Genomic DNA, 25,994 nt, shown 5'->3' with positions numbered 1-25,994 from the left:
GTTATTATACATTAAAATTAGGGTCCACGTGCTCCCGGATCTGGGCACGGAGCTGCTCCACACTGAGCCATTCGGTGTTGGTGCCGGAGTTGTATTTGAAGCCTAACTCCACCATCTTGCCTTGGTGAGCTTTCATGAAATCGTCCACTTGCCAGAGTGGGGTAGAAGGTAGGATCACGTAGTATTTGTCCAGTTCCACCGTGTTGAGTGAGTCGGTTTCCGTGATCATCTCCTCGTGCAGCTTTTCGCCGGGACGTATACCTACCACTTCCTGCTGGCAGTTCGGACCAATGGCCTCTGCCAGGTCGGTAATCACATAAGACGGTATCTTTGGCACAAAAATCTCGCCGCCCCAATGGTGCTCGAGCGCATGGAAAACCAACTCCACGCCTTCTTCCAGCGAAATATTGAAGCGGGTCATTTCCGGATGCGTGATTGGCAGCACACCTTCTTGGCGCTTGTTCAGGAAAAAGGGAACCACCGACCCGCGAGAACCAATCACGTTGCCGTAACGCACTACCGAGAACTTGATGTCACGCTTGCCTTTCATGTTGTTGGCAGCCACAAAAAGCTTGTCAGAGCAAAGCTTGGTAGCGCCATAGAGGTTGATCGGAGCAGCGGCCTTATCGGTCGAAAGTGCTACGACATGCTTCACACCCGTGTCCAGGGCGGCATTGATGATATTCTCAGCACCCAGCACATTGGTTTTGATGCACTCCATCGGGTTATACTCGGCAGCGGGCACCTGTTTCATGGCGGCGGCGTGAATGATGATGTCAATCCCTTCGCAAGCCCGCTTAAAGCGTTCGCCATCGCGCACATCGCCAATAAAGTAGCGCACCGAATCGTATTTGCTCTTCGGGAAAGTTTGCGACATCTCGAACTGCTTCAGCTCATCGCGGGAATAGATGACAAGTCGTTTTACGTCCGGAAAGCGGGCATATACCATCTCCACGAACTTTTTTCCGAACGAGCCCGTGCCGCCCGTTACCAGTATAGACTTATTGTTAAGGTCTAATGCCATGCTTCATTTTTAGCTTAATACTCCGGCCCGGTATCTGTAACCCAAGCCATGCTGCAAGTTAAATATTTAATTGTTGATTGCTTAAATTGTTGCTAGTTGATTGTTAATTGTTGGTTGTTGAATGGGTAAATTGTTAATTGCTGATTGATAATGGTTGAATGGTTGGATGGCTAAATTGTTGATGGCTGATTGTGAAATGATGTCCATAAATTGCAACTGTTCAGAATTCGGACAGTTTGGGTGCACAATTCGAACAGCTCGCGGCCTGTCCATACGGAAAATTCAACTTTCTAACTTCTAAACGTTTCCATGCTGACAAAGGCATTTTTTGGCTTACTCCATACCCTGGGCTATTACTCGCGCTATACCTCGGTGCTGCACCATCCGGGCAGAATAACACTGGCAGAGAGTTTCGTGCTTCATTTTGATGATTCAGAAACTGCATTTCTGGAGCAGTCGGCAGTAAGTTTCAATTACGCGATAGACTATAGCCTGGGCTACAGACAAAAAGCCCAGTATGTGGTGAGGCTGCGGGGAGTAGAGTTCCTAGGCAACTCGGGAGCGGCAGTACTGGATGGCAAAGTGGTAGTAGAGTCGGTGGGAGAGGTGAGCCGGCTGGCTAAATCCGAGGCGTTTAAGGAAGTGTCGCTGCTGTTGCCGAAGCAAAAGAAAGGCATCTATACCTCCGTACTGCACCTGCCCTGGGCTGGGCAGAACAATTACCACTGGTTCTTCGATTGCCTGCCACGGCTATACCTGGTGCTGGAAAATATAAAAGAGCCGATCAAAATCATCATGCGCCGCGACATGGCGGCATACCAGCTGGAGACACTGGCATTTGTGGCGAAGGCCTATCCGCAAGCTGAGGTGGTGTACATTGGCAAGCATGAGAAATGGCAGGTAGAGGAGTTTGTGCTGCCTTCGTTTGTGGCTAATGCGCAGAGCGGTTATCTGCCCCCTGACATCGGAGCTTGGCTGCGCGACAAGTTATGGCGTGGCTACGGGGTGCAGCGCGGCAAACACAAAAAGCGCATCTTCATCAGCCGTGCCAATGCCAGGACCCGCCGGGTGCTGAATGAGCAAGCGCTGCTGCCGCTGCTTGACAGGTATGGCTTTGAGGTGGTGCGGGCCGAGGAACTGACTTACCAACAGCAGGTCCAACTATTCTATGATGCCGAAGCCGTTATTGCTCCGCACGGTGCCGGACTGACCAATCTGCTATTCTCAGAGCAGTGTCAGGTGCTGGAGCTTCATCCGGCAAACCTGATCAAAACGCATTATTTCCTGCTGTGCAAAGGGCTTTGTTTCAGGTATAGCGCCGTGGTGGGTACTGAAGGAGATAAGCTGGAAAATTATACTGTAGATGCACAAGAGGTGGATAAGTGGTTGACAAGTATAGCTGAATAAGAATATTTGATTAAATTTATGGGAGATTGGAAGCATTCTGAAAATGGAGTACGCCATATACATTGTAGATAGTGGGAGTAGGTACTCCTGCTATACAGTAGTTGGTGTCAATAGGAATTATAATCAGGCTTCATTGGCATATATGCTTACAGAACTATGAGTTAGTGATAAATATGTTCAAAGCAGAATCAAGTGTCATCATACCCATCACATAATGATTAAAAAAGTCGAATTATTACTCAACGCCATCCATTACTGTTGGTACAAAGCAGATTACAAACGTCACCTGCTAACTAACAAGCTCAACCCTTTTATGCTATTAGGAGAAATTCCAGCGGTAAAGAGAAAGTTTGAACAACAGGGTACAAGCCACAAGGAGGTAGTCAACGGACTGTGGTGCGATGAAAGGTTTGGGTTTAGTATTAAGGTATCAGGGGGCGGATTGACCATAATCATGTTTATGTTAATTTGGGCAGTTTTTCTTATGTTAAACAGTCTACTCACGCATCCAATTGGTTTTTCATGGAAACCTTTCTTAGTCTGTCTAGGATTGGCTTTTACTATATGCCATTTAGCGGTTTTTCAAAAGGATAGATATATGTCCTATTTTAGGCAGTTTGAAAAATGGACAAGCCAGCAAAAATTGAAATTTGGATTGTTAGCTTTATCCTTTACTGTTGGAGGAATAGCTCTGTTTATTTATAGTTTTAGATTTTTATATTTTTAACTTAACTAAGCTTGGTATATAAACTTGTACTTAATCCCTGTAACATAGTGTATATGACAGCTACGACCGGAACGAATAAAAACAACTATTCTCCAACAAAGTTTAGCAGTTAAGCTTGCTATCGCAGCGCACCTGCTACACTAGTACCGGTTAGCCATGACTATTATTATGAAACATACCCTATGCATTTTATTGCTCTTGTTTATCTTAGGGAGTTGCAAATCTGTTAGGACTCCAGCTGGACCAGACTTTTACGAAGAAGATAGTGATGTTAATTTGTACGCTTTCATTGGACAGAAAATCTCAGTTGAAAATCTAAAAAGAGATACAAGTGCAACAGAAACCTTTATTGGATTCAATGGTGATACGGTTGTTCAGAAAGTCATCTATTTTGACCAAGGGTTTACAGCTAGATACAAAGTAGAGAAGTCAGTATTTAACAACTTGCAGCAGGATACCATCACTTTTGTGGCGTTTGACCACTACGGCCGCCCTGAGTTTGAGAACTACGAATTTGTGATGTTATACCTTTCAAAATACGAAAAGGACAATAGGTTTTATCACCAGAAGTATCAGTACGACCCTGTTATAAAAAATGAAAAGGGAGTGTGGTCAGGGCTTAACGGTGAGAACATCGCTGAACTTTTCCAGAAAAAGAAGAGTGAAGTTTTCAAAGCCCTTGGACTGTTTGATTAAACATTGCTTGTAGCTACTATACCTAAACATCCATTACGTCACACTTTAGCAAAGTCCCTTACAGGGCATTGTGCATTTTATACCGCCAGGTAGTTTTAAATCATAAAAAGGAGACCTTTATGAATTTATCGCCAGCAGCGCAAGAAGTTCGCTTTCAGGTAAGTGCTACGTCCACTAAGTTAGGGGACCTGAAAAAAATGGCCAAGGAGATTAACAAAAACCATGCGTTGGCCATGGAGTTATGGTCGACAGGTGAGTACTATCCCAGACTCCTGGCGTCGCTGATAATAGACAAGAAGCTGCTTTCTCAAGAACTGATTGATGAGTTAACCAGGAGCATGGATATCCATACTTTTGATGAGAAAAACCATTTGATGGAATGGTTTATGGCCAATCAACTGATGAAGGACAAGAAAACAGTCGCCTTAATTCAAGCTTGGGAGAATAGCCCATTGGCCCTTCAAAGGCGCACTTATTGGTACTATCAGGCTAGGTTGCGATGGACAGGACAGACTCCCCCGGATAATACGCCCGAATTACTTTCAAAAATTGAAGCTAACCTGGCCAGCGAAGCACCAGAAGTGCAATGGGCAATGAATTTCACAGCTGCCTGGATTGGTGTGTATGATGAAAAGTATCGGAACCGTTGCATGCTGATAGGCGAGAAAACCGGGCTGTACAGAGACGAAATGGTGGCAAAGGGATGTACCCCAAGCTATTTGCCGGCATTCATCGAAATCGAAGTCAGTAAGAGAAGGAAAGCCTAATTAGGACGCTTTTACCTTTTGCCAAACAGGCTGCGCTTCAGCTATAGACAATTAATGCTTTTAGAGTGAAAAAGACAGAGAACCCGATCGTTGTGCAGCAAACTTACGACGCCTCATCTGAGGATGTATGGAAGGCTATCACGAATCCTGATGAAATGCAACAGTGGTACTTTAAGGAAATATCCTCGTTTGAGCCCAAGGTAGGTTTTGAAACACAGTTTAATGTACAAGTGCAGGACCGGATTTTTCCGCATTCATGGAAAGTGACAGAAGTTATTCCGGCCAAAAAAGTTGCCTACGAGTGGCGGTACAAAGGGTACTCAGGTACTGCCCTCGTTAGTTTTAAGGTAGCAGAGAAAGCCAATAAGTCGGAGTTAGCGCTCCGGTTTGAAGTGATCGAAGATTTCGAAGAAGACATACCTGAGTTCAAAAGAGAGAGTGCCGTACAAGGATGGGGCTATTTCATCCAGGAAGCACTCAAGAATCACCTGGACGGACCTGGAAATTCATAACGCACCTTGCCCGATAAGCAAGATTGCTTGCAAAAGGAGTGACAGCCATTTCTACTATACCTAACCGTTTAAACCTCAAATGAGAGCACTGAAAATCATTTATTTAATATTGGGCGCTGCTGCCTTTACAGACTTTGTCATCTCCTTTATAAACCCGGCAGAGACATACGATATCCTTTTTTGGGAGGCTAATATATGGGTATACAGGGGGTATAGACTAATAATGGTCTTACTATTCGTTAAGCTATTCCTGGACCAGCGCAAGGCGGAGAGCCAGCATGTCGAATAAAGCTATCCCTTGCTAAGTTACACCGCCTTCTTCCCGGCAAGGCTTTTCACCACTTTGGCCAACTCCTCCGTCAGGGCCCTTCTCGAAAACTGGGAGTGGTTGATGTAAGGCAAATCTAGATTGGTGTTAAGTTTCCAGGCCTTGCTCATCTGCGTCATATGGTCGAGCATCAGGTCGTAGGCTGTGTAGTGGAAAAGTCGTCCAGCTCCACACTCGTCAATGATGCGGTCAGCGTCGGAGTGCACAGGCCCCAGGCACACAATGGGTTTATTGGAGGCCAGGTACTCAAACAGCTTACCCGGCACGTTGGCGTACATGCTCGGCACATCGGCAATCGCCAGGAGTAACATGGTGCTCTCCATCAGGTATTTAATAGCCTCGTGGTGCGGTACATGCGGAATGTATTCCACTATACCTTCCAGACCAGCCTGCTCGATGCGGCGTTTTACTCCTTCTGATACCTTCCCCACAAACCGCAGCTTATACCTGATGTCGCTGTGCGCGGACTTCAGGTGCGCCAGCGTTTTCAGAAACACATCGATATTATAGTTCTCGGTAATGGTGCCGGCATAAGTGATCAGGAAAGTGTCCTGTGGCGGTGCGGAAGGGTATACGAAGTCATCCTCATCGTACCCGTTCGGGATCACGTGTATCTTGCCCGGGTCGATCTTGATCGGTTTGTTCAGGAACAGGCGCTTGGTATCCTCACTGGTTACGATCACGGCATCGGCCTGCTCCAGCACCTGCAACTCGTACTTTTTGTCGATGCGCTTGGCAATAGGCGTATGGTATAGCTGGTAGTAGTAGTGGATGTTGGTCCAGGGGTCGCGGAGGTCGGCCACCCAGGGCAGTTTATACCTATCCTTCAGCTTCAGCCCGATCAGTTGGGTGGAGTGGGGCGGACTGGTTGTCAATATCGCCTGGTACTTCCCGGCCTGCAGCAGTTCATTGGCTTTTTTGAGGGCATGTTTGTTCCAGCCAACGCGGGCGTCAGGTATAAACAGGTTGCCACGCAGAAACTTAAACACCTTGTCCAGAAAACCGGTCTTCGCCTCTTCATTGGCAAAACCACTGTAGGGAATCTCCTTCTTGCCGGACAGTTTCTTATAATATTCAAAGGGCTCGGAAGTGGCTGTGCGGTAAACGGCTATACCTGGCGGAACTTCCTTTTCAAAGCTATGGTCCAGCACAGGGTAGGAAGCCTGTTTCTCATCCACGGTCAGTATACCGGGCTGCACACCAAAAGCGGGCAGGTACTTGCAAAATTTAAGTCCACGCTGCACGCCCGGTCCACCGGAAGGCGGCCAGTAATAGGAGATGTATAGCAGGTTGGTCAGGTCAGTGTTTTTCAAAGCGATCTTGCAAGTAACTTCTTCCCCAAAGATATTTAACAGTAAACAGTAAACAATAAACAGTTATCAATAAACTCTTAGCAGTTATCAGTGAACAGTTATCAGTGAACAGTTTATACTTAACTCATAAATGAAAGTTAGAAATTACTAATTGTATACTGCTTACCAATAACTGAATAACTGTTACCTGCAATTTGTAGCAACTATTCCTGATATTCCTTAGTTTTGTAGGTAAATCCAGAATTAAAGAGATGTTTGATAATCTAAGTAACAAACTAGACCGCGCCTTTAAGACCCTCAAAGGACAGGGAAGCATAACCGAGATCAACGTGGCCGCGACTATCAAGGAGGTACGCCGTGCCCTGGTAGACGCCGACGTGAACTATAAAGTAGCCAAAACAGTGACCGATAAGATCAAGGACGAGGCCATGGGCCGCGACGTTTTGATCTCTGTGTCTCCAGGCCAGCTGATGGTGAAGATCGTGTATGAGGAGCTGACCGAGTTGATGGGGGGCGAGAAACAGGACATCAACCTGAAAGGTGAGCCGGCTATCATCCTGATCGCGGGTCTGCAGGGTTCTGGTAAAACAACTTTCACGGGCAAGCTGGCAAACTACCTCAAGAAGCAGGGCCGTGGCGTGCTGGTAGCTGCCTGCGACGTGTACCGTCCGGCTGCGATCAACCAGCTGCAGGTGCTGGCCGAGCAGGTTGGTGTAGAGGCCTATACCGAACTGGATAACAAAAACCCGGTTCAGATTGCCCTGAACGCCGTGGCACATGCCAAGAAAACAAATAAGAAAGTAGTCATCATTGACACCGCCGGTCGTTTGGCCGTGGACGAGGCGATGATGAAAGAGATAGCCGAGATCAAGGCAGCCGTGAAGCCAACCGAGACTCTGTTCGTGGTAGACTCCATGACGGGTCAGGATGCGGTGAACACAGCCAAGACCTTCAATGACCGCATCGACTTCAACGGTGTGGTACTGACCAAGCTCGACGGTGACTCCCGTGGTGGTGCCGCCCTTTCCATTCGTGCCGTAGTAGAGAAGCCGATCAAGTTCATCTCCACTGGTGAGAAAATGGAGGCGCTGGACCTGTTCTACCCGGATCGTATGGCTCAGCGTATCCTCGGCATGGGTGACGTGATTTCCCTGGTGGAGCGTGCACAGCAGGCTTTCGATGAGGACGAGGCGAAGCGCATCAACAAGAAGATCCGCAAAAACCAGTTCAACTTCGACGACTTCCTGACACAGCTTGAGCAAATCAAGAAGATGGGTGATATCAAAGACCTGGTAGGTATGATACCGGGTGTTGGCAAAGCCCTGAAAGATGTGGAGATCGATGACAATGCCTTTAAGCCAATCGAGGCCATTATCAAATCCATGACACCGCAGGAGCGCGAAAACCCGGACATGATCAGCGGAAGCCGTCGTGCCCGTATCGCCAAGGGTTCTGGCACGGACATCACACAGGTAAACAACCTGATGAAGCAGTTCAACGACATGCGCAAGATGATGCGCTCGATGAACAAGATGGCCGGTACCAAAGGTGGTATGGCCAACCTTGCCAAAATGATGGGACGCCGCTAAGCTGTTTGCTATACCTGTAAAAGCCCGGGCTATACCTTTCTCTAGGTATAGCCCGGGCTTTTTTGTGTTACATACCTGGCCCAATTGATGAGTGTAAGGTATAGCAGCTGCTAGTAAAGTGTCTTGTTCATCTTTATTTCCCATGCCCTGAAGCCCGCCAACGCCTCCTCGCGGAGCAGCTGTTCCATCGGGATAAACCGCTGCGACATGTCTTTCTCCAGCTCTTCGTAAATAAACTGGTCATCAAAGCCGATATGGGCGGCATCGGCTTTTGTGTTGGCATAGTATACCTTGCTGGGGCGGGCCCAGTAAATTGCACCCAGGCACATCGGGCAAGGTTCGCAGCTGGTATAGAGCTCACAATCGGTTAGCTGGTAGGTTCCCAGCGCCTGGCAGGCTTTCCGGATGGCATCCACCTCGGCATGCGCTGTGGGGTCGTTGGTGGCCAGCACATTGTTATAGCCCCGTGCAATGATTTCCCCATTCCGAACCACTACAGCACCGAATGGTCCGCCAAACCCAGCTTCCATTTTCTCGATAGACAGGCGTATCGCTTCCCGCATGAACTCTTCTTTCTGATGTATCATCTTTGTCAATTGCTAGAATCAACCATACGCAAATATGACTGAAGAAGTAACGCGGCTGGGAAGACCGAGGCGAAGTTTACCGAATGGATGATGGAGGAGAAATTTTGTAGGACGATTAACAGGTATAGTTCATCCTAAACCTAGCAAAATTAGTATACTATACAGAAACAGTAATAGCTTCCACTACACTTGTGCATTTGACCGCATACTCGTAGTGCAAGCTATTCCAACTGTTGCTCTGTTCTGACGAAGGTAGTTCAGCTGAGCAGTATCATAGGATGAGTTAATCTGTTTTTATAAATATATAATTTTCGTATTGTATTAAGTAGCGTTTCTGTAATAGATACGGTACCCTTTCCGTCTAGGTTATGAAGCTGATGAAATTATAAAATTAAGAAAGATTTCATTAGTTGAATCTTGAAAGTGTTGATTATCAAGGGTATATTTTGTCAGTTGATTTTCAAGCATACGAATTTTATAAAATTAGAGTCTTATGAAGCAAGCGTCTTTAAAACTGCATGTTATTGTATTTTTTCTTTCTATTGTAGTCATCTCCTGCACGACAACCCGGGAGCAGGAAGTGGAGGGGGAAGTTAATGAGTTTCGATCTTGGGTAAATTCGCAAACCAGCCAACTGGCCGAGCGTACGGAAGAAGACTGGAAGCAGACCAAAAAAGACTTCCGCAAAAGAACCGAGGAGCTAGACCGCAAGCAGGATAAATTCTCTGAGAAAATGAAATCGGACTACCAGCAGGTAAAAGAAGACTTTAAAGCACGCGAGCGGGAACGTGAAATGCTAGCAGAGCGCAAAGCCCGCACCGCCGAATGGGAGCGTGACCTCCTGGGACAGTATGCTGAGCGGTCAGCTGTCAATACGGGCAATATAAGGCAAGCCTACCTGACCTTCATGCAGAATGTAAGGGCAAGACACGGCACATGGGGCGATCAGGACTGGGAAATGGCCAAAACGGTATTGGAGGAGTTGAACCAGCGCAAGGAGGCCCTCCAGGATTTGCCCGATGAAGATGAAGTAAAGATTAAAGCCCTTCAAATGGAGTTTATCGCGTTGGAGACTGGAGAGGACTTAGGTGGAGATTAAAGGATAGGATATTGAAAGCTTCGTTTTTTTAAGATTAACTCATGACAATAGGATTGTAATAACAGCCATATGACCAACACCGATCAGATCACCCCAGAATTATACCTGGTTAAAGCCTTCACCAATACCCCAGTCGGCGGAAATACGGCCGGGGTTGTATTATTCGCCGATCGGCTGCCTCGTGAGCGCAGGCAGAAAATTGCAGCCATGCTGGAGCTTTCAGAAACCGCATTCGTCTCCGCTTCAGACCAAGGCGACGTGAAGGTGGAGTTTTATACGCCTGTGAGGCAAATCCCGCATTGTGGCCATGCCACGGTGGCGGCCTTTAGTTTGCTCTGGCAAAAAGGTTTGCTGAAAAACGGGAGTGCCATCAAGGAGTCTATTGAGGGACCCAGGTTGATTACCTTCGACAGCAACAAGGTATACCAATCGCAATTGGCCCCTAGCTATACCTCCCTGGACACGGCAGGTATAGTGCCCCATGACATTATAGACGCCCTCGGGCTTCCGGAGGGATTTGAATTTGAGCACCCGCCTGTAATCGCCAATACCGGCGTTTCTTTCCTGCTTGTCCCCTTGCCGGATGCCGTTGCGTTGCGGGGCCTTCAATTGGACCAGGCGCAGATCAAAGAGCTGTCAGACAGAAATGGTTTGGTGGGTTTCTACGTGTTTACCATCGAGGCCGGGGAGGCAGACGCTTCTGCCCGCATGTTTGCGCCCAGCTATGGCATACCCGAAGAGTCGGCCACAGGGATGGCAGCCGGACCACTGGCCTGTTACCTGCACGATTTCCTGCACATTCACAAAACGAACTTCCTCATCCATCAAGGCTATCTCATGGGCCACCCTTCCCCAAGCCAGATAGAAGTGCAGCTAGAATTGGACGAGCACGGCAACATCACCGGCCTCCGGGTTGGCGGCGCTGGCATCGTGATCAGGCAAATGGAGATGGGCGAGTTCTGGATTTAAGGCTTTCGCTGCGGGCTATCTTAACAGATGCTGGCGCAGATGAGCGATTTGGCGGGCATGGTGAAGGAAATGGTCCTGCAAGAAAGTCAGGGTCTGGGAAATCGACAAGGGGCCGGCGTACGGGTGCTTGAAGACACACTTATTCATCAACTCCGGTGGTAACTCCGTCAGTGTGTCTTCCAGTTGGTACCGGCAGGCATTCCATTGATTTCTTAGAGAAGAGAGCGTAGATTTCTCCGGTACATTAGCCACGGCTTCGGGCGCTTTGAATTTCATGCCGGTGTTGAGGGCCAGTTTGAGTAGCAGTGAGCGGAAGGAGTGGCGCAGCGACCTGTTTTCAAGTGAATCCTGCTTTTGCACCTTGCGCTGTATGTAGCTGTTCGTGAGTTGCTCGACCTGTATCAGATGGGCTATAATCTGGTTGACAGACCACTTCCCCTCTACCGGGGGCATATTCAACAAATCCTCATCCAATCCGTCCAATTCATCAAGAAGCCTGTTTCGGGACTCCTCGAGTTTCAGGTACTGCGCTTCTAAAAATGGGTTCATAACTTGAATGTGACTGAATGTAGCTGTGTTCATAGGAAACGAATAGTTAGGTCAGATAGTAAGGGCTAATCTACATATTATTTTAATAAATACAACCTTCCTATATATATTTTTTTAAGTAATGTGTTGATAATAAGCATGGTACACAGGTGTAAGTTGAAATATATAATTAGATAAGTTCAAAATCTATTTTACATACAGCCGGATATTTGTTTTCTTTGCGCAAAAACCAGAGAGAAAATGGCTTATAAAAACGACCCCGTAGGCGCTGCCATACAGGATTACCTGCAGGGAGATAAAGGGGCTACCATAGTAGTAGAAAGCAACTTAACAGAAAATGACGAAATACCGGTGGCTTACCTTTTCAGGGCGCTGGACGAAATGCCTGAGTTGGAGCAACTGGCGCTGGAGCAATGCCAAGGGCAGGTGCTGGATGTGGGAGCCGGAGCCGGTTGCCATAGCCTGGTGCTTCAGCAGCGTGGAGCGCATGTGACGGCGCTTGACATTTCGGAAGGCGCTGTAGATGCCATGAAGCAAAGAGGCGTGCAGCGAGTTCAACAGGGGGATGTATTTAAGCTTGAGGGCCAAACCTATGACACCTTGTTGCTGCTAATGAACGGCATCGGGATAGCGGGTGACCTGGAAGGACTGGGGCGCTTTCTGGAGCATGTCAGGCAGTTGCTCCATCCGGGCGGGCAGTTACTGTTGGAGTCCTCCGATATACTCTACATGTTTGAGGAGGAAGACGGCTCTGTACTGCTGGACCTGAATGCGGGTTACTACGGCGAGGTGCGTTACAATATGCATTATAAAGACCAGCAAACCGGCGAATTCAATTGGTTGTTCATAGACCCGGCTATACTGCAGGATTATGCAGCGGAGTACGGCTATACCTTCGAAGTACTGTACGAGGGGGAGTATGGCAACTACCTGGCCCGTCTCATCTTGCAGTCTGCATAGCGGCGTCCGTATACCTGTAGGCTATACCCTGCGACCGGGCTTGTTGTATCCTCTTGAGCCAAATTGGAGTACTGGTAAGCGGGCGGGCAGTAAGTTTATTACAGCCAACCACAATGGTCAGATTGAAGCGACAGGGGTATATGAAGCAAAAGTTTAAGACAACCTGGGAGATCACGAAGCAGACATTTCAGAAGTTTATCGATGACAATCCGCTGGACTATGCGGCGATCATCGGTTTCTATACCATCTTTTCGCTGCCTGCGGTTCTCATTATCACCATTCGCATTGCGGGAGCTGCCTTTGGGCAAGATGCCGTGCGGGGTGAGGTAGTGAAGCAGGTGGGGGGCATCGTGGGGCGCAGCAGTGCAGCCCAGGTGCAGAGCATCATCGAGAATGCCAGCCAATCAGACGCCACTACCATTGGCACGGTGGTAGGCGTGTTGGTAATGATCTTCAGTGCCACCACCGTGTTCGTTGCCTTGCAGGATTCCCTGAATGCTATGTGGAAGGTCAAAGCCAAACCAGAGAAAGGCTGGACCAAGCTGGTGGTCGGCAGGCTGCTGTCATTAGCCCTGGTAGTAAGCCTTGGATTTTTGCTCCTCGTCTCGCTTTCCATTGATGTGGTGCTGGGCCTTGTGTATGACTACCTCCGGCAGGAGCTTTCAGGAGTGGCCGTATACCTGGTCACGATCGGGAACATGCTGGTTTCTATCCTGATTGCCACCATAATTTTTGCGGCCATTTTCAAGGTGTTGCCCGATGCCAAGATAAAGTGGCCAAACGTTTGGGTAGGGGCTGTGGTGACTGCGGTGCTTTTTACGCTAGGCAAATACGTTCTCAACATCTATTTCCAGCACGACCCGCTGGCCGATACCTATGGTGCTGCCGGCTCACTGGTGCTCATCCTGGTATGGGTTTACTATACCTCTATTATCTTCCTGCTGGGTGCGGAGTTTACGCAGGTATATTCCGAAGAGCATGACCGTGGCATACAACCAACTGATACCGCCGTCAAAGTGGAGAAACAGGAGGTCGAGACTGACCATGAAACAGGCAAGGTAGAGGTGAAGAAGAAATGAAAAAGGGAAACACCGTTGCCGATGTTTCCCTTTCCTATTTGAAGTCAGCTTAGCTAAGCCTTCTTATACATTACTTGCTTCACAGCCTCGATCGTGCGCTCCACATTTGGCAGCGAGGCCTCGATCAAAGTGGGGGCGTAAGGAAGCGGAACGTCGCGGCAAGTCACACGCTTCACCGGAGCATCCATGTAGTCAAACGCATTGCTCTGAATATGGTAAGCCAACTCAGCGGAGATAGAGGCCAGCGGCCAAGCTTCTTCCACCACAACCATGCGGTTCGTTTTCTTCACAGACTCAATCAATGTCTTGTAGTCGATCGGGCGAACAGTGCGCAGGTCGATTACCTCAGCATCAATACCGTCTTTCGCCAGTTCGTCGGCAGCGGCCAAAACCACTTTCATCATTTTTCCGAAAGAAACGATGGTGACGTCAGAACCTTCACGCTTCACGTCAGCCACACCGATCGGAATAGTGTACTCTTCTTCAGGCACCTCGCCTTTGTCGCCGTACATCTGCTCTGATTCCATGAAGATAACCGGGTCGTTGTCACGGATAGAAGACTTCAGCAAACCTTTTGCGTCGTAAGGGTTAGATGGAACCACTACCTTTAAACCAGGAGTGTTGGCATACCAGTTCTCGAAGTTCTGAGAGTGCTGCGATGAAAGCATGCCTGCACTTCCGGTTGGACCGCGGAATACCATCGGGCAGGAATACTGACCACCTGACATAGACATCATTTTGGCGGCAGAGTTGATCACCTGGTCAATGGCTACCAGCGAGAAGTTGAAAGTCATGAACTCTACGATCGGGCGCAGGCCGTTCATGGATGCACCCACACCAATACCGGCGAAGCCAAGCTCGGCGATAGGGGTATCGATCACGCGCTCCGGACCAAACTCGTCCAGCATGCCCTGGCTTACCTTGTAGGCTCCGTTATATTCTGCCACTTCTTCTCCCATCAGGAAAACGCTCTTGTCACGGCGCATTTCCTCTGACATAGCTTCACGAAGGGCTTCTCTAAACTGTATACTTCGCATATAAATGTTTAATTCTCGGTTCTGTGGGTAAAATTAAGATAAGTCTGGCAATTTGCAATGTATAGTAACCAACTTATCGTAACAAGGCCTGTCTAAATTCGGGTTTGCCATGGTAAGCCCGGAACTCCAAGTCCTCAAAGGCCTTTTCCATAAAGGAGCGATCCTGCCGGATAGCGCGCCGCAAGTGCAGGTGCAGGCGGCCCTCGTTTTGCTCCCGGGCTCCCACAATGGCCAATGAGTAATGCGCCAGGGCATCCTCTGGTTTCAGTTCCAGCGCTTTCTCATAGTAGCGTATAGCACCTTCGTAGTTCTCTTTGAGCAGATAGCTCAAACCCAGGTTCATGTTGGTTTGGTAACTGTCGCCGGCATAGGTCAGGCTACGGATGGCTGCATCGTACAACCCCATTTCAATCTCCACTGCGGCTTTATCAGTGAAAATGCGGTATAGCAGCTCTTCCGGACCACCTAGTTTTATCGCATAGTCATAGGTCTGCAGGGCCTTTTCGCGGTTGCCTCGCAGGTGGTAGGCACTGGCCAGCGCATAGTTCACTTGGGCAGTCGGCTGGCGGAATCCTGCAAAATTCAGGTTATGGATGGCTTTATCCAAAAGTGCCTCTTTTGCTGAGGGACGATAGTCTTTGCGTGCCATCTCTGTATACACTACGCCCAGGTTATAGTAAGCCGGCCATTTGTCGGTAGTTTTTACGGCAGCCTCATACAGTTTGCGACGCTCCGCCAGCAGCGGCGTCAGGGTGGCGGCGTAGTGTAATTCTTCCTCGGTCAGCACATCGGCGCTGGCCGTTTCCTCCGCTATGCGTTGGGCTAGCAGGTATAGCTCATAGTCCGATTTGCGCTGGCGGTTATAGTCGATTTCTACAAGGGCATAGCGCATGGTTGGGTAAATGTACTGCTGCATATAATCAAATGCCTGGCTTTGTTGCAGTGATTGTGTCTTTTGCCTGTCTGTGCCGCTGCTTTGCAGGATCGTCATCACCTCCTGTTTATGCGCCTTCGGGAGTGCCGATTTTTGTACCTTCTCCTGTAGTGCGCCCCAGCTAAACGGGCTTGTCTTAACCTCAACGTTGATCTTCTTACCCGAGTAGTCCAGTGCGCTGACTTTGCGTTGATAATAGTCCGCCAGTGATCTAGCCCGTTTTTGTGCCAGATCAGTCCCTTTCTCATGAGGTGCCTGACTTCCCGTTATCACGATAGTCTGGTGCTTTACCGTGTCCATGGCGTACTGATCGAGTACGTCCAGGTAATGACCCCGGTAACTTTGGATGGTGGATTGGTTCTCGTCGAAATAGAAAGGCAGTTTTCCAGGCCCTTCGGCAGTGGCTTTGTAATTGTCAGGTATATAGCCGAACTCGTTGCTGCGCACCATCAGCAGGGGTGTAGTCAGTAACCCAACTGCCACCTGCTCTTCATCCGTATACTTCACGCGGTCGCGTTTGCGCTTGTCTATGGCGGTGCCTTGCACCAACAACCTGCCTTTGTTCTTTTGCGGAGCGTATGGGAAGGAAAATTCCTTGGTCATGGTGGGTTTGCCATTATCATACAGATACTCCCCGATATCGAAGTTAAGGGCGCCCACATGCTCGGGCTTTTGGCCGTCAGCCTCATACTGCACATCTATTTTATAGCGATAGCCGTCCTTGAGCATCTTCTTGGGCAAAGTCGCTTTCATCTCGAAAACCACTTCCTCGCCACGGGTTGTCAAGGGATTGGGTTGAACGGTTATTTCCTGCTTTTTGGCCTGTTTCACCATTTGGGAAAGCGTGCATCCTGTATTAGTCATGACCAGGAGGAGGGCTATGGGGAAGAGCCGGACAGAAGATTTCTTAAGTTGAATCATATACGGTTTTGGGAATTCCACGTAAAAAGTACACTGACGCGTGTACCAAGACGTTAGCTGATAGATGCTTTTGTCATTTCATATTGACAAAAGTATAATTTATTCCTACTTTTAAAATTAAAACTAAACGAACTTGAAAAGGCTACAATACTTTATCGAATCTCAGGCTTTTGGGGTTTGCACGATGTTGGGAGAAAAACTGGGTATAGCGTCCAGCAGCATTCGCCTGTCCTTTATTTATGTTTCGTTTCTTACTTTCGGGTCGCCGGTAATCATTTATTTCGTGATGGCGTTCTGGATGAACGTGAGCAAGCATCTCCGCCGGGAGCGTAGCACGGTTTGGGATCTATAAGTCCCGCGCCGTACGCTTCTGCCGCACAAAGTACTCCCAAACGACACTCCCCCTGTAAACGCCGGTCATGGCCGGGAAACTACCTTTTTGCAGTTGCTCTTTTCTGCGCCTCCGCCAATATTTGCTGTTACGCAGCAAGTCAGTGTGTGCGTCGAGCACGGCCTTGGCATCTGCCTTCTGTCCGGCGAGCAGCATACGCAGGGCAGCCACCCAGTCCAGCAGAATACGAATGACCATGGTAGAGAAAAACTCGCCGCGCGGCAGGTTTTTGTAAAGCAAAGCCAGCCCGTTCCGGAAATTAAGATACGTTTTTCGCGGGTTTGATTTGTGCAAGGTGCCACCTCCCACATGGTATACCTGACTCAGGCCGTTATACATAACTTTATACCCCGCGTTTTTTGCGCGCCAGCAAAAGTCAATTTCTTCCATGTGGGCAAAAAAAGCAGGTTCCAGTCCGCCCAAGGCATGGTAGGTTTCGGCCCTGACAAACATACAGGCCCCTGTCGCCCAGAACACTTCAGTCACGTCGTCATACTGTCCCCGGTCTTCCTCCAGCGTTTCGAAGAGGCGTCCGCGGCAGAAAGGGTAGCCTAGGGCGTCGAGCATCCCCCCGGCGGCACCGGCGTACTCAAAGAAACCGGGATGCTGTTGCGCGTTGATTTTTGGCTGACAAACGGCTATGGTCTCATCCTGCTCCATCAAATCGATGATGGGCTCAGTCCAACCTGGTGGCACGTCCACATCGGAGTTCAGCAGGACATAATACTTGGCGTCTACCTGACGAAGGGCGATGTTATAGCCCTCGCAAAAGCCAAAGTTATCGCTGTTCTGGATGATGCGCACTTCCGGGAAGTGTGTCTGCAGAAAAGGAATGGAGCCATCGGAAGAGGCATTGTCGGCCACGATGACATCGCAGCCAGGGCTGTTGGCCACTACCGATGGCAGGAACTCCTGCAAAAAGCGGAGCCCGTTCCAGTTGAGTATAACAATAGCCGTGAGGCCCGGATTAGAGACCAAAGTTTCCTAAATCTAAGCCCGGGATGTTTGGAATAAGGCCTTCGGTGCTTTTCTTTATTTCTTCCTGAGCACGCTCGCCGGCAGTCAGCATGGCGTTGTTCACGGCTGCTACCACCAGGTCGTTTACCATGTCGCGGTCGTTGGTGTTCAGAATAGAGTCGTCAATTTCAATTTTAAGCAACTTGCGCTGACCGTTCACAGTAGCCTTCACCAGTCCGGCTCCGGACTCAGCGGTAACAGTAATGTGTTGCAGGTTATCCTGCGCTTCTTTCATTTTGGCCTGGACTTCTTTCATCTTGCCCATCATGCCCATCATATCAAACATAGTCTATCTTCTTTTAGGTTGTTTACGAGTATAACGATCAATATGCCTCTCGGCTTTTACAAATATACAAGCATAATGGCAGAATACGATAAGCCTGCACAGAACTACCGCAGCAAGGTAACAGTGCCGGTACGGCGTTTCTTTTCTCCGTTGGTGGTGATGATATTGATTTCGTAGGCATAGGCCCCGGCCGGTTGAAGTTTGCCCTGGTAAGTTCCGTCCCAGCTGTTGGCCCTGTCGTTGGAGGTAAACACCACTTGGCCCATGCTGTTGTAGATTATTATCCGGAAGTCTTTTATGAATCTTCCTTTCACCTCCAGCACATCATTAAGCCCATCGTTGTTAGGTGTAAAGGCAGTCGGCACATGTACCTGCAGCGGCTGCTTCACGACCTGGGTATTGGAGTAAGTAACGGCATTGCCACTGCCAGATGTTGCCTTGATGCGGTAGCGCAGATCCTGCTGTTCCTCACGCAAATTTCGGTCGGCGAAGGTGTTGCCGGAAGCGGGGTAACTGGCGATAACCTGGTTATTCTCATTCAGTACTTCAACCGTGTACTGGCCGACCCCATCCGGAAATCCCACATAGCCCGTCCAGCCCAACCCGACGACGGCTGGGTTTTCCTGGGGCAGCACGATCAGGTATACCGGGCAGCTCGTGTTGCTCACCACAGACTCCCTGTTACACGGATTGGTGTAGAATGCCTGGTAGCACACTGCATTCGGTGCTTGCAGCCGATCCATATACTCCGTTTTATCTGTTGTGGCGATATCGCTGTAAGGTGTTCCTTCGATACTGCGCCGGTACCGCACCCGTTGGCTTTGCTGGCCCTGGGGCACAGTGAAGAGAAGCTGGACCTGGTTTGCCTCATCGTAAGAGGTATAGAGATAGCCTGCCGGGGGCGTGGCGGTGGAGGTTACCTGCACACAGCGTTCAACTGATACAGAAGTGCTTGCACCACCGCTTGCTATACCTGTTACCCGGTAGCAGTAGTTTTGTCCGCAGACCAGGTTTTGATCGGTATACGCGTTTACATTCCGGTCGACAGACTGCAGAGGCATACCGTTTCGGGTGATTTCGTAACGCTGCGCATTGGCGTTGTTGCCCTTCCAGGTGAGAGTGGCCTTTTCGTTTCCGGGCTGTACAGCTAAGGATATACTGCTCAAGGGCACAGAAGCGACACCACTCAATACAGTACCGCAGGGATCGATGGGTAGAACCCTGTATGGCGTCGCCTCGGCTGTGTTTATACCCTGCACGCGGTAATCATTCAGTGAACTCTGCGTCAACACCTGCGTCGTATGGATCGGCTCATACCTGGCAGTCGCAGGGGAGAAGCGCTCTATGACATAACTGTAGCCTGGTTGCAGATTTACTATGTTGAGAGAAATCTCTCCGGTCATCTCCTCACGAATCACTTCGAGTCGGGAGATAACCGGAGTAGTGGGAGCAGGGAGTAACGTAAATGATTTGCTGCTGCTATTCTCGCAGGAACCTCCATTATATTTGGCTGTTACGGTAATCGTGTAAGAATTAGAAGCATTGGAATAGGTATAGGCAGGCTGCGTACCGGCCGTCACGTTCCGCCTGATAGTCCCGTCACCGTAGTCAATGTCAAAGAGGTTATAGTTCGTGTCTGAGATGGTTACCTGGGCGCTTCGGCTGGCGCAGGTAGTAACTGTAAATGTAGGTTCAGGCGCTGTTTTTACCTCAAAAGTGCGCTCCAGTGTAGTGGTGCCACCTCCTCCTGCGCGGTTGATAATTTGCGTGATGCGGTAGGTCCCGGGTTGGGTATAGGTGTACTGATAACGATTATCGCTCCCTTTTCGGACCAGTTTGTTTTCGTCAAAGCTGCTTGGGTTGAAGGCTGCTGGCCCCGGATCGTAGAAAATGATGGCGTTCGGATCGGGATTAGGGGTGCAGTCTTCAAAATAGACCGGTATACCTGCGCAGATCACAGTCACTTCTATTCCATTCTGTAAGACACGGAAGCAGCCATTTTGAGCTTTGACAGGTATAGCGAGCAGTAGCGTGCATATATAAAGTAGTAACCTCAAGGTATAGGAATTTGGTCTGGCTATGCTACGAATATACAGAAGTCGGGGAAAGGAGAAAAGGCGAAGTCTGTAAAATAACGCCCGGTAAGCAGGTTTTTAGGTATAGGAAGTCCCCGCAAAGCAAAAGCCCGCACCTGCTATACCTGTTAAGATGGCCGATGCGGGCTTTTGAAGATTAAGGCCGGATTAAGGTCAAACGACGGCTAACCTTGAGTTTCTCAAAAAGGCTGCGCTGCGCTCCATATCGGGACTCATGACCCGATCGGTGCTTACAAAGCCTACATGTTGTCTGAAATCCTCTACTAGTTGCTCTAATTTCGGTGAAGTGCGCAGAGGGCGACGGAACTCAAGTGCCTGCGCCGCATTCATCAGCTCAATAGCCAGTACACGCTCTACGTTCTGCACCACTTTATAAAGCTTGGTAGCCGCATTGGCACCCATGCTCACATGGTCTTCCTGTCCGTTAGAGGAAGGGATCGTATCGATAGAAGCCGGCGTGCAAAACTGCTTGGTCTGGCTCACGATGGAGGCCGCGGTGTATTGCGTGATCATGAAACCGGAGTTAAGCCCTGGTTCCGCCACCAAAAAGTCAGGAAGGCCCCTGCTACCGGATATGAGCTGGTAGGTGCGGCGCTCGGATATACTTCCAAGCTCCGCCACTGCGATCGCCAGGAAATCCAGGGCTAAAGCCAAAGGCTGACCATGGAAGTTGCCCCCAGAAATGATCTCATCCTCATAGGGGAAGATATTCGGGTTATCCGTCACTGAATTCACTTCTGTTAAAAATACCTCCTCCGCATAGCGGATAGCGTCTTTGGAGGCGCCATGCACTTGCGGAATGCAGCGGAAGGAGTACGGGTCCTGCACGTGTTGCTTGTGCTGTTGGATTAATTCGCTGCCTTGCAGGAGTTGCTGGAAAGTCTCGGCCGTCTGCAACTGACCACGATGTGGCCTGGCCTGGTGAATCAGGTGATTAAAAGGCTCAATGCGCCCGTCGAATGCGTCCAGCGACAGGGCACCCACCACATCGGCTGCGTTGGATAAGCGTCGGGCCTGTAGCAGACAATATACGCCATAAGCCCCCATAAACTGGGTGCCATTGAGCAGGGCCAGTCCTTCTTTTGCCTGTAAAGCGATGGGATCCCAACTGAACATTTCCAGTACGTGGCGGCTTTCCAGTCGGTAACCCTGGTAGTAAACCTCACCTAAACCAAGCAGGGGCAGGCAAAGGTGCGCCAGGGGAGCCAAGTCGCCACTGGCACCGAGAGAGCCCTGCTGGTACACAATAGGGTATATATCGCGGTTGTAGAAGTCAATGAGCCGTTTTACTGTTTGCAGCTGAACACCACTGTTGCCGTACGCCAGCGACTGGATTTTGAGCAGCAGCATCAGTTTAACCACTTCCGCAGGCACCTCGTCACCGGTACCACAGGCATGCGACATCATCAGGTTGCGTTGCAATTGCTCCAGATTATCATTGGATATCTGCTTCTTATACAGCGAACCGAAACCGGTGTTGATGCCATAGATGCTCTTGTCCGTGCTGGCGATCTTGCGGTGCAGATAATCGTGGCAATGTAGAATACGCTCCTCTGCGTCCTGTGAAAGCGCCAGGCTATACCTGTTGCCGATAATGGTCTCGATCTGCTCCAGGCTCAGGTGCTGACTGGAGATATGGTGTACGTCACTCATGCAATGTGATTAAAGGGATCCGGATTTTAGCTGAGAAATGATATCGTCGATGTATAACTCGTCCTGTTCGCCTGTCTGCATATCGCGCAGCTTCAGCTTGCCGGTTGCCATTTCCTCAGAGCCGATCAGTAACACAAACGGGATGTTTTTCTGGTCTGCGTAGCTCATCTGCTTCTTTAATTTTGCGGCTTCCGGGTATAGCTCCGACGCGATATCGGCATCGCGCATTTTCTGCAGCAAGGGCAAAGCATACATTTCTGATTCCTTGTCAAACTGCACGATCAGCACTTTGGTGCCAACCTCGCTGCTGGCCGGGAACAGTTGCAACTCTTCCAGTACATCATAAATGCGATCCACGCCAAAAGAGAAACCAACACCCGAAACGCCCGGCATACCGAACATACCTGTCAGGTTGTCGTAACGGCCACCACCACTGATGCTACCCATGTTGGCGTTGTTCACCTTCACTTCGAAAATGCAGCCCGTATAGTAGGAGAGGCCTCGGGCCAATGTTACATCCAGCTGCAGTCGTGGCTGACCCGATGGGTTTTTTGTAACAAGCGCATAACTGCCCAGTTGCTCCAGATATTGCCATACAGCCTGCAGGTCCTGCAGTCCGCGCTGCCCTTCTTCAGTGTTGCCGAGAATAGTTTGCAGTTGGGTGAGTATCTCTTCGTTGGTGCCAGTCAGGTTGTAGAGCGGCTCCAGTTTGTCCACGGCACCTTCGGCTATACCTCGCTCCAGCAGTTCTTTGCGCACACCTTCCGCCCCGATCTTATCCAGTTTGTCGATAGCTACACAGATATCTCCCTCGCGCCCTTTCTCACCGATGGCTTCGGCTATACCTGCCAGTATACCTCTGTGGTTGATCTTGATGGTAAAGTCTGTCATACCCAACGTACTCAGCACCTCGTCGATCATCTGCACGATCTCGGCCTCGCAAAGCAGGGAGTTCGTACCCACCACATCGGCGTCGCATTGGTAGAACTCACGGTAGCGGCCACGCTGCGGACGGTCGGCACGCCAAACGGGCTGAATCTGGTAGCGCTTGAACGGAAAACTGATTTCGTTGCGGTTCATCACCACGAAGCGGGCGAAAGGCACTGTCAGGTCGTAGCGCAAAGCTTTCTCTGAAATTTTGCGGGTCAGGTGCTTCGAACCTTGCTCAATATCGGTGGCATTGGTCTTAGACAGGTAATCACCTGAGTTCAGAATCTTGAAGATCAGCTGGTCGCCTTCGTCGCCATACTTGCCGGTCAGAACCGACAACTGTTCCATGGCGGGCGTTTCGAGTGGCAGGTAGCCGAATTTCTCGAAGGTGCGCTTGATCACGCCAAATATATAGTTGCGTTTGACCACTACTGCCGGGCCAAAGTCACGTGTTCCTTTCGGTATGGATGGTTTTTCTTTGCTCATGCTTTCAACTTTGCAGGCGAAGTTACTAAAACAGGAGCAAATGCAGGAAGTGATTTTTAAAATGCGTTGTCCTCGCCGCGCAGCATGTTATACACGGTGTAGAAAACAATTTTGAGATCTAGGAAAAAAGACCAGTTTTCGAGGTAAAAGATGTCGAGCTTCACACGGCCGCGCATTTGGTGGATTTCACTGGTATCACCCCTGAAACCACGCACCTGGGACAGGCCGGTTATACCTGGTTTGATAAAATGGCGCACCATGAACTTGTCAACCAGCACGGCATAATATTCGGTATGGCTCAACATATGCGGTCTTGGACCCACAATTGACATATTCCCGATCAGCACATTGAAGAACTGAGGAAGCTCATCCAGACTGGTTTTACGCAGGAAAGCGCCAATTGGCGTGATGCGGGAATCACCGCGTTGCGCCTGTTTCAGATTAGCCTCATGGTTAACGTGCATGGTCCGAAGTTTCCAGCACTTGAATTTTTTGTTGTCCAGACCGGAACGTTCCTGCCTGAAAAAGACAGGTCCTTTGGAGTCTAGTCTGATGACCAAAGCGAGGATAGGGAGCAGCCATGAAAGCAAAAACACGATAGCTAAGAGCGAAAAGACGATATCAAAGGACCGTTTAAGAAACTTATTGATGGAGTCGTCTAACGGGATGGACCGGAAAACAAGCACCGGAAGCATGTCGTAGAAGTCAACCTGTAGTTTTTTGTAGGGGAAGCCTCCCGGCTCAGGAAGGAACTTCATGCGGACAAGGTTATTGTCTACGAAGTTCAGCAATCGGGTTACCTGCTCTTTTTCCAGCTCAAAGGGGCAGCAGTAGATTTCATCAACATCATTTTGCAGCACGAATTGCTCAATGTCATCCACCTTTCCTACTACCCCGGGGTGGCCAACAAATTTGTCGTCAAAGAAACCCATGAACCGATAGCCGTGCTCAGGTCGGGTATTGAAGAAACGGCGCAAATCCTTTGAGGCATTGTTGTATCCGACAATGATCACTTTGCGGTAGTTGTAGCCCATTCTGCGGTAGTACCGCAGCGAAGTAATGACTACGATTCTCCAAAGCATCACGAATATAGCAAGCGAGAGATAATGGTATAGCAGGTATGGGCGCGAGAAATTCTCAATATTGAGAATATTAAGTGCTGCCTCAATGAGTAGGATATACAGTAAAATTACCTTGAGCACATTAGTAATAACACGAAAAATGTGCGTTACTCTGTAAAATCTGTATGTACCAAGCAAATTGGTGCATAAATACCACGCACCTATAAGGAAAAGAATAAAATGGGCGTGCCTAGATATTATAAAATCATCAAAGCTCTTGTAAAGAATGAGGTAGGATACAATGGAAGAGACTACTACAGCTACGATATCCCCCAGCGCATGAATAAGCTTGATGTATTTTGAGTAGAGTCCTGCCATACCTAATACGTTTCGTTACGCGTATTTTATCGGGTTTATTTCTTTCCTTCCTAGTTAAGGGTGCTTTCCAGAGCAGCAACAATTCTTCGGGCGGTTTTCCCATCCCATAGTTCAGGTATGGTGCCTTTCTTCCAGTTTCCGCTGAATAGTTTTTCCATGGCAGGTTTCAGGGCCTTCGGGTCGGTGCCTAGCAACTCATTGGTGCCAATTTCACAGGTTTCGGGTCTCTCCGTATTATCACGCAGTGTCATGCAAGGAATACCCATTACGGTGGTCTCTTCTGTTATGCCTCCTGAATCGGTAATAACTGCTTTGGCGTGCTGCACCAGATAGTTGAATTCCAGATAGCTCAGAGGATCGATCAGATACATGTTGGATGCCGTGATTCCGATTCTTGTGAGAATTTGGGCTGTTCGTGGGTGTACCGGGAATACTATAGGCAATCCCTTGCTCAGGGTCACAATTTCATCAATAAGTAGCTTCAGCTGTTGCTCTTGGTCGACATTTGCCGGGCGGTGCAGCGTGAGAACAAAATACTGGCCAGACGTTAGCGATGCCTCATCCCACACATTGGGTTTACGGAAATTAGGCATTTGCCTCAAAAGGGTATCGATCATGGTATTGCCGACAAAAAAAATCCGACTATCAGGCACACCATTCTTTTGCAAATTTCTGTTTGCAGCTACAGAAGTCGTAAAAAAGTAATCTGTGATAGCGTCTGTCACAATTCGGTTAATTTCTTCCGGCATCGTCATATCTCCTGAACGTATACCTGCTTCTACATGTGCTACCTTGGTGTTTAATTTTTTTGCAACGATAGAGCAGGCCATGGTAGATGTCACATCTCCTACAACCAATACAAGGTCCGTTGGATTTGCCTGTAATTCCTTTTCGAAGCGCACCATGATGTTGGCAGTTTGCTCAGCTTGGGTACCGCCGCCAGCCTCCAGGTTCACATGCGGCTCCGGTATACCTAACTGCTCAAAAAAATCATGACTCATTTTTTTGTCGTAGTGCTGCCCGGTATGCACAAGTCGGTAACTGATATCCCCTCCATTGGAAGATGATTCCTCAATGGCGTCAATAATAGGGGCTATTTTCATGAAGTTTGGCCTGGCACCCGCTATAATCGTGATCTTCATACCGGTATTTCTAAGGAGTTTTAATGATTAACTGATAATGTAAATTAGCAAGACAA

At 49.1% G+C, this 25,994-nt stretch carries 24 protein-coding genes; 11 read left to right on the top strand and 13 right to left on the bottom strand.

The window, feature by feature from the left end; all coding sequences use genetic code 11:
* Positions 1-4 precede the first annotated feature (4 nt).
* Complete coding sequence (gene pseB / locus H9Q13_RS10680; RefSeq protein WP_191183794.1) at positions 5-1,024, bottom strand: UDP-N-acetylglucosamine 4,6-dehydratase (inverting); 1,020 nt, start codon at positions 1,022-1,024, stop codon at positions 5-7.
* Between the two features lie 309 nt (positions 1,025-1,333).
* Between pseB and H9Q13_RS10675 the strand changes: the two genes are divergently transcribed.
* From H9Q13_RS10675 to H9Q13_RS10655, 5 genes are all read left to right on the top strand, one after another.
* Positions 1,334-2,431 (top strand): glycosyltransferase family 61 protein, encoded by a 1,098-nt coding sequence (locus H9Q13_RS10675; protein ID WP_191183793.1) that lies wholly within the window; start codon positions 1,334-1,336, stop codon positions 2,429-2,431.
* Positions 2,432-2,645: 214 nt separating this feature from the next.
* Positions 2,646-3,158 carry a hypothetical protein gene (locus H9Q13_RS10670; protein ID WP_191183792.1) on the top strand — a complete coding sequence of 171 codons (513 nt, stop codon included), beginning with the start codon at positions 2,646-2,648 and terminating at the stop codon, positions 3,156-3,158.
* 168 nt (positions 3,159-3,326) lie between these two features.
* Complete coding sequence (locus H9Q13_RS10665) at positions 3,327-3,854, top strand: hypothetical protein (protein ID WP_191183791.1); 528 nt, start codon at positions 3,327-3,329, stop codon at positions 3,852-3,854.
* A 119-nt stretch (positions 3,855-3,973) separates the two neighbouring features.
* Positions 3,974-4,621, top strand: a complete 648-nt coding sequence (locus H9Q13_RS10660; protein WP_191183790.1) for a DNA alkylation repair protein — start codon at positions 3,974-3,976, stop codon at positions 4,619-4,621.
* A gap of 65 nt (positions 4,622-4,686) precedes the next feature.
* Positions 4,687-5,133, top strand: coding sequence for an SRPBCC family protein (locus tag H9Q13_RS10655; protein WP_191183789.1), 447 nt, complete (start codon positions 4,687-4,689; stop codon positions 5,131-5,133).
* A 306-nt stretch (positions 5,134-5,439) separates the two neighbouring features.
* Here H9Q13_RS10655 and H9Q13_RS10650 read toward each other — a convergent pair whose 3' ends face one another.
* Positions 5,440-6,774, bottom strand: a complete 1,335-nt coding sequence (locus H9Q13_RS10650) for a glycosyltransferase family 4 protein (protein ID WP_191183788.1) — start codon at positions 6,772-6,774, stop codon at positions 5,440-5,442.
* Between the two features lie 251 nt (positions 6,775-7,025).
* Between H9Q13_RS10650 and ffh the strand changes: the two genes are divergently transcribed.
* Positions 7,026-8,363, top strand: coding sequence for a signal recognition particle protein (gene ffh, locus H9Q13_RS10645; RefSeq protein ID WP_191183787.1), 1,338 nt, complete (start codon positions 7,026-7,028; stop codon positions 8,361-8,363).
* A 110-nt stretch (positions 8,364-8,473) separates the two neighbouring features.
* On the opposite strand, the gene H9Q13_RS10640 is transcribed toward ffh, so the two are convergent.
* On the bottom strand, positions 8,474-8,950 hold the full coding sequence (locus tag H9Q13_RS10640) for a nucleoside deaminase (RefSeq protein WP_191183786.1): 477 nt from the start codon (positions 8,948-8,950) through the stop codon (positions 8,474-8,476).
* A 493-nt stretch (positions 8,951-9,443) separates the two neighbouring features.
* On the opposite strand from H9Q13_RS10640, the gene H9Q13_RS10635 reads away from it, so the two are divergent.
* On the top strand, positions 9,444-10,049 hold the full coding sequence (locus tag H9Q13_RS10635; RefSeq protein ID WP_191183785.1) for a hypothetical protein: 606 nt from the start codon (positions 9,444-9,446) through the stop codon (positions 10,047-10,049).
* Between the two features lie 69 nt (positions 10,050-10,118).
* Positions 10,119-11,018: a PhzF family phenazine biosynthesis protein gene (locus tag H9Q13_RS10630; protein ID WP_191183784.1), complete on the top strand. Its 900-nt coding sequence runs from the start codon at positions 10,119-10,121 to the stop codon at positions 11,016-11,018.
* A gap of 15 nt (positions 11,019-11,033) precedes the next feature.
* Here H9Q13_RS10630 and H9Q13_RS10625 read toward each other — a convergent pair whose 3' ends face one another.
* Entirely contained in the window at positions 11,034-11,567 is a 534-nt protein-coding gene (locus H9Q13_RS10625) for a DinB family protein (protein WP_191183783.1), read from the bottom strand.
* Between the two features lie 240 nt (positions 11,568-11,807).
* Here H9Q13_RS10625 and H9Q13_RS10620 point away from each other — a divergent pair, with 240 nt between their 5' ends.
* Positions 11,808-12,527 carry a class I SAM-dependent methyltransferase gene (locus tag H9Q13_RS10620; protein WP_191183782.1) on the top strand — a complete coding sequence of 240 codons (720 nt, stop codon included), beginning with the start codon at positions 11,808-11,810 and terminating at the stop codon, positions 12,525-12,527.
* 140 nt (positions 12,528-12,667) lie between these two features.
* Positions 12,668-13,606 carry a YihY/virulence factor BrkB family protein gene (locus tag H9Q13_RS10615; RefSeq protein ID WP_191183781.1) on the top strand — a complete coding sequence of 313 codons (939 nt, stop codon included), beginning with the start codon at positions 12,668-12,670 and terminating at the stop codon, positions 13,604-13,606.
* A gap of 53 nt (positions 13,607-13,659) precedes the next feature.
* Here the strand turns inward: H9Q13_RS10615 and H9Q13_RS10610 are convergent, their stop codons facing one another.
* Both H9Q13_RS10610 and H9Q13_RS10605 read right to left on the bottom strand, forming a co-directional pair.
* A complete protein-coding gene (locus tag H9Q13_RS10610) occupies positions 13,660-14,643 on the bottom strand; it encodes a pyruvate dehydrogenase complex E1 component subunit beta (RefSeq protein ID WP_191183780.1) in 984 nt (327 codons plus the stop codon).
* Positions 14,644-14,716: 73 nt separating this feature from the next.
* Positions 14,717-16,441, bottom strand: coding sequence for a tetratricopeptide repeat protein (locus H9Q13_RS10605; RefSeq protein ID WP_224744223.1), 1,725 nt, complete (start codon positions 16,439-16,441; stop codon positions 14,717-14,719).
* A gap of 190 nt (positions 16,442-16,631) precedes the next feature.
* On the opposite strand from H9Q13_RS10605, the gene H9Q13_RS10600 reads away from it, so the two are divergent.
* A complete protein-coding gene (locus H9Q13_RS10600; RefSeq protein WP_191183778.1) occupies positions 16,632-16,850 on the top strand; it encodes a PspC domain-containing protein in 219 nt (72 codons plus the stop codon).
* Here H9Q13_RS10600 and H9Q13_RS10595 read toward each other — a convergent pair.
* The 7 genes from H9Q13_RS10595 to wecB all read right to left on the bottom strand — a co-directional run bounded on the left by H9Q13_RS10595 (position 16,845) and on the right by wecB (position 25,938).
* Positions 16,845-17,867, bottom strand: coding sequence for a glycosyltransferase family 2 protein (locus tag H9Q13_RS10595; protein ID WP_191183777.1), 1,023 nt, complete (start codon positions 17,865-17,867; stop codon positions 16,845-16,847). The two genes, H9Q13_RS10600 and H9Q13_RS10595, sit on opposite strands and share 6 nt — an antisense overlap.
* On the bottom strand, positions 17,857-18,192 hold the full coding sequence (locus H9Q13_RS10590; RefSeq protein ID WP_191183776.1) for a YbaB/EbfC family nucleoid-associated protein: 336 nt from the start codon (positions 18,190-18,192) through the stop codon (positions 17,857-17,859). Before H9Q13_RS10590 ends, H9Q13_RS10595 begins: the two co-directional genes overlap by 11 nt.
* Positions 18,193-18,296: 104 nt before the next feature.
* The gene (locus H9Q13_RS10585) at positions 18,297-20,249 is read right to left on the bottom strand and encodes a T9SS type B sorting domain-containing protein (RefSeq protein ID WP_191183775.1); all 1,953 of its coding nucleotides are present in this window, start codon (positions 20,247-20,249) and stop codon (positions 18,297-18,299) included.
* 192 nt (positions 20,250-20,441) lie between these two features.
* Entirely contained in the window at positions 20,442-21,941 is a 1,500-nt protein-coding gene (gene hutH, locus H9Q13_RS10580) for a histidine ammonia-lyase (protein ID WP_191183774.1), read from the bottom strand.
* Positions 21,942-21,950: 9 nt separating this feature from the next.
* Positions 21,951-23,357: a histidine--tRNA ligase gene (gene hisS / locus H9Q13_RS10575; RefSeq protein ID WP_191183773.1), complete on the bottom strand. Its 1,407-nt coding sequence runs from the start codon at positions 23,355-23,357 to the stop codon at positions 21,951-21,953.
* 56 nt (positions 23,358-23,413) lie between these two features.
* Positions 23,414-24,796 carry an undecaprenyl-phosphate glucose phosphotransferase gene (locus H9Q13_RS10570; protein WP_191183772.1) on the bottom strand — a complete coding sequence of 461 codons (1,383 nt, stop codon included), beginning with the start codon at positions 24,794-24,796 and terminating at the stop codon, positions 23,414-23,416.
* A 50-nt stretch (positions 24,797-24,846) separates the two neighbouring features.
* On the bottom strand, positions 24,847-25,938 hold the full coding sequence (wecB, locus tag H9Q13_RS10565; protein ID WP_191183771.1) for a non-hydrolyzing UDP-N-acetylglucosamine 2-epimerase: 1,092 nt from the start codon (positions 25,936-25,938) through the stop codon (positions 24,847-24,849).
* Between the last annotated feature and the right edge of the window lie 56 nt (positions 25,939-25,994).

The organism is Pontibacter aquaedesilientis (assembly GCF_014773225.1).
Taxonomy (GTDB): domain Bacteria; phylum Bacteroidota; class Bacteroidia; order Cytophagales; family Hymenobacteraceae; genus Pontibacter; species Pontibacter aquaedesilientis.
This window is presented reverse-complemented; position numbering and strand designations above follow the sequence as displayed.